Annotated in this window: 15 protein-coding genes and 1 tRNA gene; 12 read left to right on the top strand and 4 right to left on the bottom strand. The window is 43.8% G+C overall.

Features of this window, described 5'->3' with window-relative positions; translation table 11 throughout:
• From DWW91_RS19155 to DWW91_RS19140, 4 genes are all read left to right on the top strand, one after another.
• Positions 1–1,143, top strand: coding sequence for a glycosyltransferase family 4 protein (locus DWW91_RS19155; protein ID WP_122328642.1), 1,143 nt, complete (start codon positions 1–3; stop codon positions 1,141–1,143).
• Positions 1,144–1,404: 261 nt separating this feature from the next.
• Positions 1,405–2,013 (top strand): sugar transferase, encoded by a 609-nt coding sequence (locus DWW91_RS19150; protein ID WP_122328641.1) that lies wholly within the window; start codon positions 1,405–1,407, stop codon positions 2,011–2,013.
• 10 nt (positions 2,014–2,023) lie between these two features.
• Positions 2,024–2,608 carry an acetyltransferase gene (locus DWW91_RS19145; RefSeq protein ID WP_122328640.1) on the top strand — a complete coding sequence of 195 codons (585 nt, stop codon included), beginning with the start codon at positions 2,024–2,026 and terminating at the stop codon, positions 2,606–2,608.
• Between the two features lie 17 nt (positions 2,609–2,625).
• A complete protein-coding gene (locus DWW91_RS19140) occupies positions 2,626–3,762 on the top strand; it encodes a DegT/DnrJ/EryC1/StrS aminotransferase family protein (protein WP_122328639.1) in 1,137 nt (378 codons plus the stop codon).
• Positions 3,763–3,834: 72 nt separating this feature from the next.
• Here DWW91_RS19140 and DWW91_RS19135 read toward each other — a convergent pair whose 3' ends face one another.
• The 3 genes from DWW91_RS19135 to DWW91_RS19125 all read right to left on the bottom strand — a co-directional run bounded on the left by DWW91_RS19135 (position 3,835) and on the right by DWW91_RS19125 (position 5,188).
• Positions 3,835–4,137 (bottom strand): hypothetical protein, encoded by a 303-nt coding sequence (locus DWW91_RS19135; protein WP_122328638.1) that lies wholly within the window; start codon positions 4,135–4,137, stop codon positions 3,835–3,837.
• Positions 4,138–4,272: 135 nt separating this feature from the next.
• Positions 4,273–4,722 carry a glucosaminidase domain-containing protein gene (locus DWW91_RS19130; protein WP_122328637.1) on the bottom strand — a complete coding sequence of 150 codons (450 nt, stop codon included), beginning with the start codon at positions 4,720–4,722 and terminating at the stop codon, positions 4,273–4,275.
• Between the two features lie 16 nt (positions 4,723–4,738).
• A complete protein-coding gene (locus DWW91_RS19125; RefSeq protein WP_122328636.1) occupies positions 4,739–5,188 on the bottom strand; it encodes an HU family DNA-binding protein in 450 nt (149 codons plus the stop codon).
• A 238-nt stretch (positions 5,189–5,426) separates the two neighbouring features.
• Between DWW91_RS19125 and DWW91_RS19120 the strand changes: the two genes are divergently transcribed.
• The 8 genes from DWW91_RS19120 to DWW91_RS19085 all read left to right on the top strand — a co-directional run bounded on the left by DWW91_RS19120 (position 5,427) and on the right by DWW91_RS19085 (position 15,124).
• Complete coding sequence (locus tag DWW91_RS19120) at positions 5,427–5,648, top strand: DUF4248 domain-containing protein (protein WP_122328635.1); 222 nt, start codon at positions 5,427–5,429, stop codon at positions 5,646–5,648.
• Between the two features lie 255 nt (positions 5,649–5,903).
• Positions 5,904–6,467: a hypothetical protein gene (locus tag DWW91_RS28145; protein WP_233584530.1), complete on the top strand. Its 564-nt coding sequence runs from the start codon at positions 5,904–5,906 to the stop codon at positions 6,465–6,467.
• Positions 6,448–7,794: a replicative DNA helicase gene (locus DWW91_RS19110; protein ID WP_122328634.1), complete on the top strand. Its 1,347-nt coding sequence runs from the start codon at positions 6,448–6,450 to the stop codon at positions 7,792–7,794. The genes DWW91_RS28145 and DWW91_RS19110 overlap by 20 nt, the downstream gene beginning before the upstream one ends.
• On the top strand, positions 7,794–9,269 hold the full coding sequence (locus DWW91_RS19105) for a CHC2 zinc finger domain-containing protein (protein WP_122328633.1): 1,476 nt from the start codon (positions 7,794–7,796) through the stop codon (positions 9,267–9,269). The genes DWW91_RS19110 and DWW91_RS19105 overlap by 1 nt, the downstream gene beginning before the upstream one ends.
• Positions 9,270–9,297: 28 nt before the next feature.
• Positions 9,298–10,761, top strand: coding sequence for a capsule assembly Wzi family protein (locus DWW91_RS19100; protein ID WP_122328632.1), 1,464 nt, complete (start codon positions 9,298–9,300; stop codon positions 10,759–10,761).
• Positions 10,749–11,138, top strand: coding sequence for a lipocalin-like domain-containing protein (locus DWW91_RS19095; RefSeq protein WP_122328631.1), 390 nt, complete (start codon positions 10,749–10,751; stop codon positions 11,136–11,138). Before DWW91_RS19100 ends, DWW91_RS19095 begins: the two co-directional genes overlap by 13 nt.
• A 431-nt stretch (positions 11,139–11,569) precedes the next feature.
• Positions 11,570–13,966, top strand: coding sequence for an SLBB domain-containing protein (locus DWW91_RS19090; RefSeq protein WP_122328630.1), 2,397 nt, complete (start codon positions 11,570–11,572; stop codon positions 13,964–13,966).
• Between the two features lie 42 nt (positions 13,967–14,008).
• The gene (locus DWW91_RS19085; RefSeq protein ID WP_122328735.1) at positions 14,009–15,124 is read left to right on the top strand and encodes a GNVR domain-containing protein; all 1,116 of its coding nucleotides are present in this window, start codon (positions 14,009–14,011) and stop codon (positions 15,122–15,124) included.
• Between the two features lie 193 nt (positions 15,125–15,317).
• On the opposite strand, the gene DWW91_RS19080 is transcribed toward DWW91_RS19085, so the two are convergent.
• Positions 15,318–15,389: transfer RNA gene (locus DWW91_RS19080), tRNA-Met, on the bottom strand.
• Positions 15,390–15,560 lie beyond the last annotated feature (171 nt).

Genomic DNA, 15,560 nt, shown 5'->3' with positions numbered 1-15,560 from the left:
ATGAAAAAGATAGTTAGAATAACCACAGTATCTACCTCTTTAAGAATCTTGTTAAAAGGACAATTGAGATATATGAACCGTTACTTTGATGTAGTGGCCATTTCTTCAAAAGAGGGATTTCAGGAAGTTTTGCAAGAACAAGGGGTAAGAGGATATGTTGTAGAGATGACTCGGAAAATTACTCCTTTTAAAGATTTGATTTCTTTGTTTCAGCTTGTTTGTATATTGTTAAAGGAGAAACCGGACATTGTACATACTCATACCCCTAAAGCTGGATTGTTGGGAATGCTTGCCGCATGGATTGTGAGGGTACCTAATCGATTGCATACAGTGGCAGGAATGCCTTTGTTAGTAGCTACAGGTAATAAAAGGCGATTATTGGACTTTATGGAAAAGTTGACTTATGCTTGTGCAACAAAAGTTTATCCAAATTCTTTTGTAATGATGGATATTATCGTTTCTTTGAAATTGGCTCCGTTTAACAAACTTAAAGTGATTGCTCAAGGTAGTTCTAATGGCATAGATACTTCATATTTTTCCGTACAAAACACTTTACCTAAAGAGGACTTAAGGTGTAGATGGGGAATTGGCACTATGGATTTCGTATTTGTTTTTGTTGGGCGGATAGTAAAGGATAAAGGAGTTAATGAGTTGGTGCGTTCATTTGTGCTGTTAAAAAGTTCTTATGAGAATATTAAATTACTTCTTGTAGGTGGATTTGAACGTGAATTAGATCCGTTAGCTAAAGATGTAGAGGAAAAGATAGATAAAGATAATTCCATTATAACTGTAGGTCATCAATCGGATGTACGTCCCTTTTTTTCCGCAGCGGATGTATTGGTATTTCCCAGTTATCGAGAGGGGTTCCCTAATGTTGTTCTTCAGGCTGGTACAATGAAACTCCCTTCAATTGTTACAGATATCAATGGTTGTAACGAAATAATTCAAGACGGTGTGAATGGTAAGATTATTCTACCACGTGATGAAGGTGCTTTGTATAACATGATGAAGTGGTTTTATGAGCACCGAAATGATGAAGTTAAGAAAATGGCTGAACGGGCCAGACCTATGATTATAGAACGATATGAGCAGCATAAAGTATGGGAAGCATTGCTGAAAGAATATTGTTCTTTGGATAAATAATATCTGACTACTTTTGCGAAAACATTGGAAATGTTGGAAGCGTTATGATAACAAAACTGTTTTAAAAAAACAGCTGTGAAAAGATTTATCATTTTATATTGATGGAATAATTCTGTTGAATGTCTTCATTTCAGAGATTGCTTAGGTCTGACATTTAGGTTTTTAGATTTGAGTTGTTGGGAAATTTTTTTACAGGAAAATAATATCTTATAAAGGTAACGATGAATGTGAAATGTGCTGTTTATGGAAATTTAGAATCCTATGTATAAATATTTTTTCAAGGGACTGATTGATTTAATTTTTTCATTTTTAGCATTGGCTATACTTTGGCCGATACTGCTTGTCGTAATTATCTGGTTGTATTTTACCAATAAGGGAGCGAGTGTTTTCTTTCTGCAAGAACGTCCGGGTAAAGACGGTAAGATCTTTAAAGTAATCAAATTCAAAACTATGACGGATGATCGGGGTGTTGACGGAAATCTTTTACCTGACGTAGAGCGATTGACGAAAATAGGAAGATTTGTACGTTCCACATCGATCGATGAATTACCGCAACTTATTAATGTGTTGAAGGGTGATATGGCATTAATTGGTCCACGTCCATTGTTGGTGCAGTATCTCCCTCTATATTCAAAAGAGCAGACACGTCGACATGAAGTTCGTCCTGGGATTACAGGTTGGGCGCAGGTTAATGGGCGTAATGCAATTTCGTGGACAAAGAAGTTTGAACTGGATGTTTGGTATGTGGATCATTGCTCTTTTTTACTTGATTTGAAAATCCTGTTTTTGACAATAAAAAAGGTGTTTGTCAGGGAGGGGATTAGTTCTGATACTTCTGTCACAATGGAGCCTTTTACTGGAAATAATTAATAAATAGATAATGTATTTATACGGTGCAAGTGGTCATGCTAAAGTGATCGTTGATATTTTGCGGGCTATTAATGAGCCTATTGAAGCTTTATTTGATGATAATGAAGCAATTCACCGGCTTCTTGACTATCCTGTATTACGTTCTGTAGAGGTTAAGGGACCTCTGATTATCAGTATTGGTAATAATAATATTCGTAAGAAAATAGCGGAACAATTTAATGTAAGATTTGGAAAGGCTTTTCATCCGTCTGCTATAATTTCTGCAACGACTACAATTGATGAGGGGACGGTTGTAATGCAAGGTGCTATTATACAAACTGGTGTCTATGTTGGGAAACATTGTATTATAAATACAGGTGCTTCTGTTGATCATGAATGTGTAATAGAAGATTATGTACATATATCTCCTCATTGTACACTTTGTGGCAATGTTAAGGTAGGTGAGGGAACGTGGATCGGAGCCGGTAGCACTGTTATTCCAGGGGTAAAAATAGGAAAATGGAGTATAATTGGTGCAGGATCTGTTGTTACCAAAGATATCCCTGACGGTGTGTTGGCTGTCGGCAATAGATGTAAAATAATAAAACAAATCTGATTATTTATCATAACTATATGGATAAGAAAATATGGCTTTCACTCGCTCACATGAGTGGTCGTGAGCAAGACTTCATAAAAGAAGCTTTCGATACCAACTGGGTTGTCCCCTTAGGCCCCAATGTAAATGCATTTGAAAAAGAGTTAGCGGACTATCTTAAAGAAGACCGACACGTGGTCGCATTGTCTGCCGGTACAGCCGCACTCCACCTGGGTCTTATCGAACTAGGTGCGCAAGCAGGTGACGAAGTCATCTGCCAGTCCTTTACTTTTGCCGCTTCTGCTAATCCGATAGCATATCAGTCAGCTACTCCGGTCTATGTAGATAGCGAACAGGATACTTGGAATATGAGTCCCTTATTTTTGGAAGAAGCGATCAAAGACCGTTTGCGTAAAACAGGAAAACTTCCGAAAGCAATTATCCCGGTTCATCTATACGGCATGCCCGCCAAAATGGATGAAATTATGGCTATTGCTTCTCATTACGGAATACCCGTTTTGGAAGATGCAGCAGAAGCCTTGGGTTCGGAGTATAAGGGACAGAAATGTGGTACCTTCGGAGAGTTTGCCGCCTTATCATTCAATGGAAATAAGATGATTACGACTTCCGGAGGCGGCGCTTTGGTTTGCCGGACGGAAGAACAGGCCAAACGTACTATGTTCTATGCTACTCAAGCCAGGGAGAATGCTCCGCATTACCAACATGAATGTATCGGATATAACTATCGAATGAGTAATATTTGTGCGGGTATCGGTAGGGGACAGATGTTTGTGTTGGATGAACATATTGCACGACGCAGGGCAATACATCGGCTGTATACGGAGTTGCTGAAGGATATGCCGGGTATCGAGGTACAACAGAATCCTTCGGAAGATTTCAATTCGAATTTCTGGTTGACTTGTATTTTGGTAGATCCGGAAAAGGCTGGGTTTAATCGTGAGGATGTCCGGTTACATTTGGCAGATGAAAATATAGAAACACGCCCTTTGTGGAAACCGATGCATCTGCAACCGGTGTTTAAGCAATCACCTTTTTATGGGGACGGGACTTCGGAAAGATTGTTTGATAAAGGGCTTTGTCTGCCTTCTGGTCCGACACTGACGGATGATGATATTAGCAGGGTGGTGGATGAGATAAAGAGTTTAGCAAAATAAGCTATCCATATTTTTGTATAAACAGAAAGTCTGCTATTTCCACCCTTTTGTGAAAATAACAGACTTTTTTGCTCATCCGATCAACAATTTATAAAGACTCCCGATCACTCCGAAAGCCATTAGGCTGTAGCCGGCAATCTCTATGGGTTCGACGTGGTGTTTGTCTCCCCAGTCTCCCTGGGTGAGAGTGATAGTATCGCCCCGATACAAGTCAGGGTCACTTCCGTCTCCCGCATCAGAAGGGAGAGAAGGCTCAGGAGGAGCAGGCATAGGATCAGGACAGGGGCAGTCACCGGCTGCCGGTTTTTGCTTGCGGGGAAAGATGATCCGGGCAAGCTGGGTGAGGAAGGCGAGGATCGTTTCAAGGTACTTCATTGTTTTGATAGTTAAATTATAGAAATAATTGAATCATCTGTTTATTGACTGGTTGTAACTGGCTCCCCTCTCCAGAGGGGAGCCAGTTACAACCTGTTGCTATAAACAAACACTCATATCTGATAAGATATGAACCTAATTCGCTATCGCTTTTTCGATTGTCCGACTGATCGAGACCAGTATTCGCCGGTAGGCTTCGCGGTTGTCGCCGTTTACTTCGCTGATGTATTTGCTGTAACCGATTTTGAGGGCAAAGGCGGCAGGCTTGTAGCTGACGTCGGCGGCATCGGTGTAGGCGTGGCGGAGCAGGCGGGCATAGTCCATGAAAGAGTGTAACGGGTCGGGATATGTACGGAAGGAAAGGGAGTTGGTGCTCAGTTGCACGGAGGTCCCGGTCCACCAGACGTTCTTTTTCCCGTAAGCGGTGATACCGAAAAAGTTATGATGTTGCAGGCAAAGATCACTTTGTGCCCAACCGGTTTCGATAGCCGCTTGTGCCAGGATAACAACCGGATTGATCCGGAAAGCTTCCCCGGCCTTTTGAGCCAGGGGAAGATACTTGGTGATAAAATCCTTTTTGGTCATAATAAGAATAATTATTTCACTCGATTTCCGGTCTGTCTTCGCCACCTTCTCCGTTCTTTTCTTCCGGGTCGGAGAATGGGTCCAGGCGGTCGTAACTGGCTTCGGAGACCAGTTGACGCAGCATGGCGCCGGGGGTGAAGATAATACGGGCCTTCTTAAACAACATCGGATCGTAATCCTTCAGGGTGGATGAACCTTTACTGCCGGCAATCATGCGGAAGTTGCCGAATTCGCCCATTTGGATGACATTGCCGCTTTCGAGCAGCATGCAGAGAACATAAATCAGACCATCGATCACCAACTCTACTTCACCGGGTTTGGCGGTGCAGTAACCGGAGACCAGTTTACACAATTTTTTGAAAGTGGTCTTCTCCATCGAACGGACCTGACCGTAATACAATTGAGCGCCTTTGGCAGCTCCCTTGCTCATGTCCTTTTTGAGGACGACACGATACTTTAATGACATGGATTTTTAATTGAAAATTGATAATTGGAAATTACTGGTGGATTCAGGGGGAGATTAACCGGTGTTTTCCCTTGAATTCATTACAAAGATACGGTGGGGATATAGGCTGAATGATCCGAATGGAACCGAACGGGCATTTAGATGCATTTTTTGTTGAATTTATTTGATTATATAGTTGTTATATCCGAATTTATGTGTATATTTATAGGGTAATAAAATAACTTAAAATCATCTTATTATGGAAGAACTATTTCAACAAAAAACTTTTGGATGGCAGGAATTGGCTATCCTTTATGCTCCAGGATTAACACCCCATTCAGCCTCGAGAAGACTTACACGTTGGGTAATAATAAACAAAGAATTGTACGATCGTCTGATTCGTTCAGGATGGATTAAAGGAGCCCGTATCTTGTCTCCTTTACAGGTTGCAATTATTGTGGATTTTCTGGGCGAACCATGATGTTTTGCATATGTAAAAAAACAATTGTTTCTGATTTCAAAAACAACTGTCTTTACATACAAATACAATTGTTTTTGTAACTGAATACAATTGTATTTTGTTTAACCAATCAATTTTAATAATCAAAACGCATAAAAAGAAAGAATACCTTTTCTTTTATTCTTATATATAATGTAGGGATTTGACAGCCATCCGGCAGGAGGTAGTGTATAGGGTTGATTTACTGCGTTTTATGCGTGACAAACAAACGGCATTATGGAAATGGCTGAAAATGAGAATATTTACACGGATGTTAAGGCCTTGATGTATTTTGGAAAATCCTATTTGAAAGTACCTCGTGTAATAATAGAACGGATGTTTGCATCCGATAATAGTGAACGTATGATCGGGATAGTGCATTGGTTGTTATTTTGTTTGTGCAATTATGCCGACGGCTATGTGTCGATCAAAGGAAAGCAAGTCTTATGCCGTAGAGGTGAATGTTTCATAACTTACGAACAGCTGGCACGGTTTATGGAGGTAGACAGTCGCTCGGTCAGAAGATATGTCAGTTCACTGGAAAGTGAATCTTTGGTGGAAGTGAAACGGGTGGCAGGCCATATCTGCTTTCGTGTTTGCGGTTATGATCGTTTTACGGCTCCGGAGATCCCTGCGGAAACACCGAAAGAGGGTAAAAGAACCGGAGTGACTAAAAAACAGGTTGAACCGGATGTGATTGGCTTGCGAAGAGCGGAAGCCGAGTTGAAGATAAGTCATGGGAACGTACCCCGTACCGACCTATTAAAAAGTTGCTATGAGTATGGAAAAGAATGTAATTGAAAGAGCTTTGCTCTGTTCGCTGTTTCTGGACCAGGTGGCGATTCTTGAGGTGGTCGGATTGTTGCGTCCGGAAATGTTTTCCGATCCGGATCATGGGTTTATTTACGAAGCGTTTACCGATCTGTTTAACCGTAATAAACGGCCTGACCTGATCCTGGTGGAAGAGGAAATGAAAAAGAAAGATCCGGAGCGTTACGTGAAGATGGGAGGCATGGCGTACTTGTCGGATGGAATGGAGACGGTTCGCCTGGAACATAACGCTGTAGAGTATGCCCGCGAAATCCTTCATCATTATCTGCTGGGGTGTATGCATAAACTGTTTGTACAAAAAGCATCGGAATGCCTGCAATACGGTATGGACTACCTGAAGGTGATAGAAGACTGCGAGCGCGATTTGCTACGCTTGCGTATGGATAATTCGGAATCGGATTCGCTTCTGCCGCTTAGTGAAGTGATGAAGTTGTCTATAGACGATCATCTCGACCGGATGAGCCGTAAGGATGATTCGGTGCGTATGCTGACCGGAATCAACGGGTTGGATGGACTGACGGGAGGACTTTACCGGAAGGAAGTGCTGGTGCTGGGCGGTCTTCCGAGTGACGGTAAGACGGCGCTGGCGATGTTTATGGCAATGAATATGGCTCGCCAGGGTAAACATGTGCTTCATTTCAGTTTTGAAATGACGGGCGAACAGACTGCTGCCCGTTTTTTTGCCGGTTATGCCGGTGTGGAGGCTGCCCGCCTGCGTATAGGGGGACTTCGTGAGGGGGATATCGATCGGATGAGACGGTATGCTGCCGGTATGGAAAAAACGCCTTATTATTTTACGAATGTTTCTTCTATGAGCCTGGATGCGTTGCGGGCGGAGATTATGCTCCGGAGCCGTAAAGGTGAATGCGATGTTGTAGTGATCGATTACTTGCATACACTTGCTCCATTGACGAAAAAGGGTGAGACACAAGAGTCTGTGATCCGTCATACGATTACGGTATTGAAACGTATTGCCGTAGAGGCTAATTGTGCCATGTTGGTGGTTTCGCAGTTGAATCGTGAGGTGTTGAAGCGTTCCGAGAATGGGTTTGTCCCGATAATGAGCGATTTGCGTGATTCGGGTGCCATTGAATTTGTGGCGGATTGTGTGGTGATTATCGGTTGTCCGGAACGTTTCGGGAAGAATACGGCCCAATGCGGGTCGAATGCCTCCCATCTGCTCAAGTTGTATGTCCTGAAAAATCGTAACGGATCGACAGGTATTGCCGAGGTATATAGGAATGATACTTATACGTCTTTTGTGAATCCGGGTGGTAATTTACATTTTGAGGACTGATGAACAGGCTGGAGATCACATCATTCAAGGAACGGGTCGATCTGGTAAAGGTGGTCGGCCATTACTCGACCCTCGAAAGGAAAGGGGCGGTTTATCTGGGCTTGTGCCCTTTCCATGACGATCATCATCCTTCGCTGCGGGTGGATCCGGCAAAAGGGGTATACCACTGTTTTAGTTGCGGAGCCGGAGGGGATGTCTTCCGCTTCGTACAGGAGAAGGAGGGATGTAGCTTTGGTGAGGCGGTCCGTCTTTGTGCGGATATCTGCCACTTGCCTGTTCCCGCACTCGATGCGGGATCGCAAAAACACAGGCCTGATAAGCAACCGGTTGAAAAGGATAGTTCCCTTGCAGTCCCGCATCAGGTGCGGGAACAGGTACCAGCTCCGACGGTTGAAATGAATGAACGTTACAGGCAGACATTGCTTCCATATGATCCGGGAATGGAAGAATTGCGGGAGACCTATGCTGCTTTTGAGGTTGGGATTGCTCCGGCTATCGTGCCTGAAGCCTGGAAGTTTACCCGTGGCCGGATTGTTTTTCCGATTCGTAATGTGGCGGGCGAGTTGGTTGCTTTTGCCGCCCGTTACCGGGGGGATCTGTCTGTTAAGAAAATCCCCAAATACATAAATAGTTCGACCAGTGCGATCTATAAGAAAGATGAATTGCTTTACGGTTGGCACCGGGCTGTGACGAAGGTTCGTGAGACGGGAATCGTTTTTTTAACCGAAGGATACAAAGATACGTTGGCAATGCATGCGGCTGGTTTTAGCAATACGGTTGCCCTTTGTGGCACGAATTTGTCGGAGCATCATATCGCTATGATCCGGAAAGAGGCCGTTACGGTTTGTCTTTTTCTGGATGCCGACGAGGTAGGGCGGGAAACGGTTACGGGGGTAATGCCCAAACTGCGCAGTGCCGGTCTTCGGGTGGTGGATATATTACCGGAAGGCTATAAGGATGCGGATGAGATGTTCCGTTCGTTGGGGCGCGAAGCCTTTATCCGTTGGGTAGGAAAGGCGATGATCCCTCCGGCGAGACGGAAAGCGGAGTCGCTCTTGGTTACTGCCTGCCGACGTTGGCCGGATACTTTATGCCTGACGGAAGAAGGGGAAGAGGCCCTTTATGTGGATAATATCCGGAAAATACTATCTTCTGACGATTTGTTACCGACTGACAGCCTTGTTCCCGCGCTTGACGCGGGACCGCAAAAGAACCAACCGGAAACGAAAGAATTGGATAACCTTTATGCTTTGCATACCAATTCATCGCATAGTGACCGGGTGCGTCGAAGTGAGTTGGTCCGCTATCTTTTTCTTAGTTATCTGGAGGTACGCCTGGTCGACCGTGTCCGGCAGAATCTCCACCGTTTATCCCGGACTTTTGCCGATGAAGAGTCGCGTGTCCTTTTGTTATCTGATTTACAGTATCAACGAAATTATTTAAGCAGCGTCTCCCGCGAACTGGGCAGGAGATGATCTGCTTTTCATTTTATATCTGAAATAAATGAAAATTGTATCTAACTTAATCCTTTTGGGAAGCATGTGTATGCTTCCTTTAACCTCTTATGCTCAGTTTACGAAAGGGCTGAGTTATCGGGCGGAGACTGGTGTCAGCTTCAGCGGAGGCGAACATACCCCTTTCTGGCTGACGGCAAACAAGCAGGGGCTTTCGTCTATTGAAAAGAATAACGGGTATCTGCGTGCCGGTGTTTTCCGGGAGTTGGAAAAGGATAAACCTTTCTCGTATGCTTTCGGGGCGGATCTGGCTGTCGCCTATAATTTTACTTCGACTTTCGTGGTGCAACAATTGTATGCGGACCTGAAATATCGTTGCCTGGGGTTGAGCATCGGAAGTAAGGAGCGGTATAGCGAGTTCAATAATCCGTTACTGAGTAGCGGTGGACTGACATTCTCCGGAAATGCGCGTCCGATTCCGCAGGTTCGTATCGGTATTCCTGAATATACGCTCGTTCCGGGAACAAAAGGTTGGTTGGCTTTTAAAGGGCATATTGCCTATGGTATGTTTACGGATGACGGCTGGCAGAAGGACTTTGTGGTTCCGGGCGGTAAACATACGGAACATGTGCTTTATCATTCCAAAGATTTATATGTGAAGATCGGTAATAGGGAGAAGTTTCCTTTGATCTTTGAAGGAGGGTTGGAGATGGCTGCTCAATTCGGAGGGAATGCGTTTATCGGGGATGGAAAAATTGATATGCCGAACAGAATCAAGGATTTCTTTAAAGTGTTTATTCCAAGCGGAGGGAGTAGTGATACGCCGATGGGTGAACAAACAAATATTTATGGGAATCATTTAGGCAGCTGGAATTTCTCATTGACCTGGTATGCTCCGAATGATTGGATGGTTCGTCCTTATTATGAGCATTATTTCGAAGACCATTCGCAGATGTTCGGGGAATATGGCTGGAAAGATTGTCTGGCAGGGATAGAAATAACACTTCCCAAAAATCCTGTCGTTAGTAGTTTTGTTTACGAATATATTTCAACAAAGGATCAGACCGGTCCTGTTTATTGGGATCATACACCGGAAATACCGGAGCAGGTGAGTGGTGCGGATAATTATTATAATCATAGCATTTATACCGGTTGGCAACATTGGGGGATGGGGATCGGCAATCCGCTGGTTATGTCTCCTATTTATAATGATGATGGAGAAATAATGTTTAAAAGTAATCGTATACAGGGACATCATTTCGGGATTATGGGAAATCCTTGTGCCGATTTGCAATATCGTGTCCTTTTATCCGTTACACGTAATTGGGGTACTTATGGCGTACCATTTTATGAGATCAAAAAGAACGGAAATGCTTTAGCTGAATTGAAATATACTCCCCACCAATTGAAAGGATGGGATTTTACAGCATCGTTGGGTATAGACCGGGGAGCGATGTTGGGTAAAAGTGCCGGTGGCATGTTAACAATCAGAAAAACAGGATGGATACGATGAAAAGATATATAATAGGTGCGTTGCTACTGTTGATGGCTGGCGCTTGTGGAAAAATGCCGATTAATGGCGACCTGGATGGTCGCTGGCAGATTATGAAGATAGAATATGCATCGGGAGAGGAAGAAGTTCCGGAACGTGCTTATTACAGCGTGGCTTTGCATACGATCAATTTGATGAAGGTTGATGTAACCAGTCAGACCGGTAATATGGAATATACCGGAGATTCCTTGTTTGTAGTCATGCCAATCAGCAAAGTTGAAGACTTATTACCATTTGGCATGAACGGAACGGAGCAACGCTTTGGCGTCAAAGAATTAACATCGAAGCATCTGGTTCTGCAATCGGATTATGCCCGATTGGAGTTCAGGAAGTTTTGATTCAGAAATTATCAGGTTTGAGCTATCTTTTATAGCAACTGGTTGTACCTGGCTCCCCTCTGGAGAGGGGGAAGGGGGTGTGTCATATCCCCGCTATACAACCACCATAATCAGAGTCACTTGACTATTACAGGTTCATTTGCCGTTTGCTTCAGCTGACGGTTTACAAGTTGTTTCTCTCTTTTGGCTTCAGCCACATTTCTCCTAGATAGAAACCTGTAAGAAATGGGACTAAAGTCCAATGAGATAACCCCTTGACTAATCCGTCAGCTGAAGCAGACGGCAAATAAACCTGTAACAAGGCTTGTTTTATTGACTGGCTTTAACACACCCCCTACCCCCTCTCAAGAGGGGAGCCAGTTACAACCAGTCAATAAACAGATGATTCAATTATTTCTAAAATCGAAATAACAACAAAAACAAATAATAATATGAATATCGTAATCAGAAATGTATTATTGGGGGGATTACTGTGGTTGGCGGTTCCATTGTCGGCACAGGTGCCCCAGGATTTGATTGATAAGGCGAAAGCCGCGGGTATGACGGATGACCAGATTCGCCAGGAGATAAATAAACGGATGGGACAGTCCGGGACGGAACAGGCTACGCGTACAGCATCGGATGCTGTGGTTACAGATCGTACGGTTGCCATTCCGGATGGAAAGGTGATACCTCCTTTGGATGCCCAGCGGGAAGCCAATCGTCCGGCAGGAGATCTAAGCGGAACCGTGTTCGGTCGCGAAATATTTTCAAATAAGAATCTGTCCTTTGAGCCGGATCTGAATGTACCGACTCCCAAAGGATATGTTTTATCTGCCGGAGATGAATTGTTGATCAATGTATGGGGAGATTCTGAACTGAATCTGAAACTGAAGGTTTCTCCCGAAGGAACAATTCTTATCCCTAACCTGGGTCCGGTATCTGTCAGCGGACTGACTATCGAAACTGCTGAAAACCGTATCCGACAGGAATTAGGACGGATCATGTCTACTTTGTCGGGAGATACGGATGGGGCTAATACGTTCGTATCCGTTAGTCTAAGCCAGATACGTAGTATCAAAGTCAATATTGTAGGTGAAGTTGTTGCTCCGGGAACCTATACATTACCCTCCTTTGCCACTTTGTTTAATGCATTGTATGCAGCAGGCGGTGTAAATGAGATCGGTTCGCTTCGTGGAATAAAAGTCTATCGTAACAGTAAGGAAGTCGCTAAACTGGATGTATATGATTATCTCCTGAATGGCAAATACAATACGAATATCCGTCTGGAAGAGAATGATATGGTGATCGTTTCTCCTTATGACCAGCTGGCTGTAGTACAAGGAAAAGTAAAACGTAACCGTATTTTTGAGTTGAAAAAGGGGGAAACGCTCTCACAGTTATTGAATATGGCCGGAGGCTTTACCGGAGATGCCTACAAGAAAGATGTCCGTGTCAAGCGAAAAGCCGGTAGCCGCTACCAGATCGCTACTGTTACGGAAGATAAATATCCTACTTTTGCGATGATGGACGGCGATTCCTTGTTGGTGGATTCAGTGATCCCCTTCTATGAAAACCGTCTGACAGTGACAGGTGCAGTCTGGCGTCCGGGAGAATATGAGTTGAATGGTACGGTTCATACGGTCCGTCAACTGGTTGATCAGGCAGCCGGTTTGAAAGGAGATGAGTTTGCCGGTCGTGCCCAGATCACCCGTTTGAATCCGGATTTTACAACGACTGTCATAGCCGTAGATATCCGTGGTATCCTGAACGGTACTGCTCCCGATATGGAACTAAAGCCGGAAGATCAACTCTATATCCCTTCTTTCTTTGATTTGAGAGAACCTTATACGATCAAAGTAAGCGGGGCTGTGAATTTTATAGACACAGTTCTTCCTTACCGGAACAATCTGACAGTGGAAGATGCCATTATGATGGCTGGCGGTTTGAAGGAATCGGCTGCAACGGTGAATGTGGAAGTAGCCCGTCGTATTAAGGATACAAAAACGTACGAAAATACTAACCGTACGGCCGAAGTATTCAATTTTGAATTGAATGACAATTTAGGGCTGATACCGGTTAATGGAAAAAATAGCGATACGGTCTTTACGTTGGAACCGTTCGATGAAGTGTATGTGCGTTTTTCACCGGGTTATCAGGAACAACAGGTGGTAAAGGTAAATGGTGAAATTACTTTTGCCGGCGATTATGTTCTGGCCGAAAAGAACTCCCGTCTGAGTGATATTATCGCCAAAGCCGGAGGAATAACTCCCGATGCCTATGTAAAAGGGGCAAGCCTGAAACGCCAGTTGACAGAAGATGAGATGCGCCGCCTGGAAACTCTGTTGCAACTGAGTGCAAATAAGCAAAGCCGTGATTCGGTTGCCTTATCACTGGAAAACATTAAAGACTACTCTGTGGGTATCGATTTGGAAAAAGCCCTGGCAAATCCGGGAAGTGCGCATGATGTGGTGCTACGTGACGGGGATGAACTTTATATTCCACAATTCCAGAGCACAGTGAAGATAAGTGGAGCTGTAACTTATCCGAACAGTGTGACTTATACTAATGGTATGTCTGTGGGAGATTGCCTGTCGCAGGCCGGCGGCTATAACGATATTGCCCGTAAATATCCGATCGTGATCTATATGAACGGAAAGGTGGCAACGACAAAGAAAAGCTTTATCTTCTTCAAACGTTATCCGAAGGTTGAACCCGGATGTGAAATTGTCGTTCCGACCAAGACACAGCGTGATCGTAAGACCAGTCTGGCAGAAGTTCTGAGCATAGCCAGTTCAACCACTTCGATGGCAGCCATGGTGACCTCTATCATCAACACGCTGAAATAATTATCAATTTTCAATCTTTAATTTTCAATTAAAAAGATGGATATGATTCAAATGAACGCTCCTGATATGGATACAAACGAACAGGAGATAGATTTAATAGAGTTAGCTAAACGGCTATGGGGGGAACGCAAGTTCTTGTTCAAATGCTGTGGAGTCGCGATAGTTGTAGGATTGGTGGTCGCTTTCAGCATACCGAAAGAATACAGTACGACAGTAAAGCTGGCACCTGAAACGTCTGATCCGTCCAAAAAGATGGGAAATCTGGGTGGTCTGGCTGCTATGGCTGGTATAAACCTGGGTTCTTCGGCTGGTTCGGACGCCATCTCCCCGGACTTGTATCCGGATGTGGTACAAAGTATTCCTTTTCTGTTGGAGTTGTTTCCTGTACAGGTAGAGAGTGAAAAAGGTGATTACTCATCGACATTGTACGAATATATGGATGATCATCAGAAAAGTGCGTGGTGGAGTTATGTGATAAAGGCTCCTTTCAAATTACTTGGTTGGGTGAGGGGATTATTCTCAGAAGAAGAACTTTCCGGTAAGGGAGAATTAACATCTTTCCGGTTAACCAGAGAACAGGATGGCGTGATACAAGGATTGCAGAAACGTATCTCTGCCTCCGTGGATAAAAAGACATTGGTAATAACAGTCTCTGTCCAGATGCAGGACCCTTTGATCTCTGCAAGCCTTACTCAGATAGTCGTGGAAAAGCTTCAGGGATACATCACCAATTACCGTACACAGAAGGCCAAGCAGGATCTTGAGTTTACAGAAAAGGTGTTTGGAGAAGCTCGTGAGTCTTATTACAAGGCCCAACGTGCGTATGCCGCCTTTGAGGATGCGAACAAGAACATCATCTCTGCCAGTTACCGCACCGAGCAGGAGCGTCTGAAAAATGAAATGACACTGACTTTCAATGTTTACAATACGTTGGCCCAGAAACTGGAGCAGGACAAACTCCGTGTCCAGGAACAAACCCCGGTCTATACGGTGATCAGTCCGGCAACGGTGCCATTAAAGCCAGCTTCACCTAAAAAGCCACTGATACTTATCGGCTTTGTTTTTCTAGCTCTGTTCGGTGGTATCGGATATTTATTTGTGAAGGATATGTTTGTGAATAACAAACAGGCGGAGGAAGATTGCTTCTCAGTGGAATGAAATAGAATATTTCTTATAATTCAAATTGTATAAAATATAAGCCGGTAAGGGTAATCCTTGCTGGCTTTTTTACGTTCAAGCCCTTGTTTTTGCCGTTTATTGTGTGATTTGAAATATTTAGCGAAGTAGGTATTCAATAAAAAAGCGATGCACAATTAATGTACATCGCTTTTCGTGTCGCTTCTTCAAATTGTTGCGGAGGCAAGACTCGAACTTACGACCTTTGGGTTATGAGCCCAACGAGCTACCACTGCTCCACTCCGCGATATAGTTGCTATCATTCCTGATTGCGAGTGCAAAGGTATGAATTATTTCTTACAATCCAAATTATTTTACAAAAAGTTTTTGCTTTTCTGTTGAAAGCCGGGGAGTAAGGCTTCTTTTAGTAACAAAATGACACATCTACCGGGTTGAATGTAAGGTAGATGTGTCAATT

It is taken from the genome of Parabacteroides sp. AF17-3, assembly GCF_003635445.1.
In the GTDB taxonomy this organism is placed as follows: domain Bacteria; phylum Bacteroidota; class Bacteroidia; order Bacteroidales; family Tannerellaceae; genus Parabacteroides; species Parabacteroides goldsteinii.
Note: the sequence above shows the minus strand (reverse complement) of the source record. Positions and strands in the feature narration are given on the sequence as shown.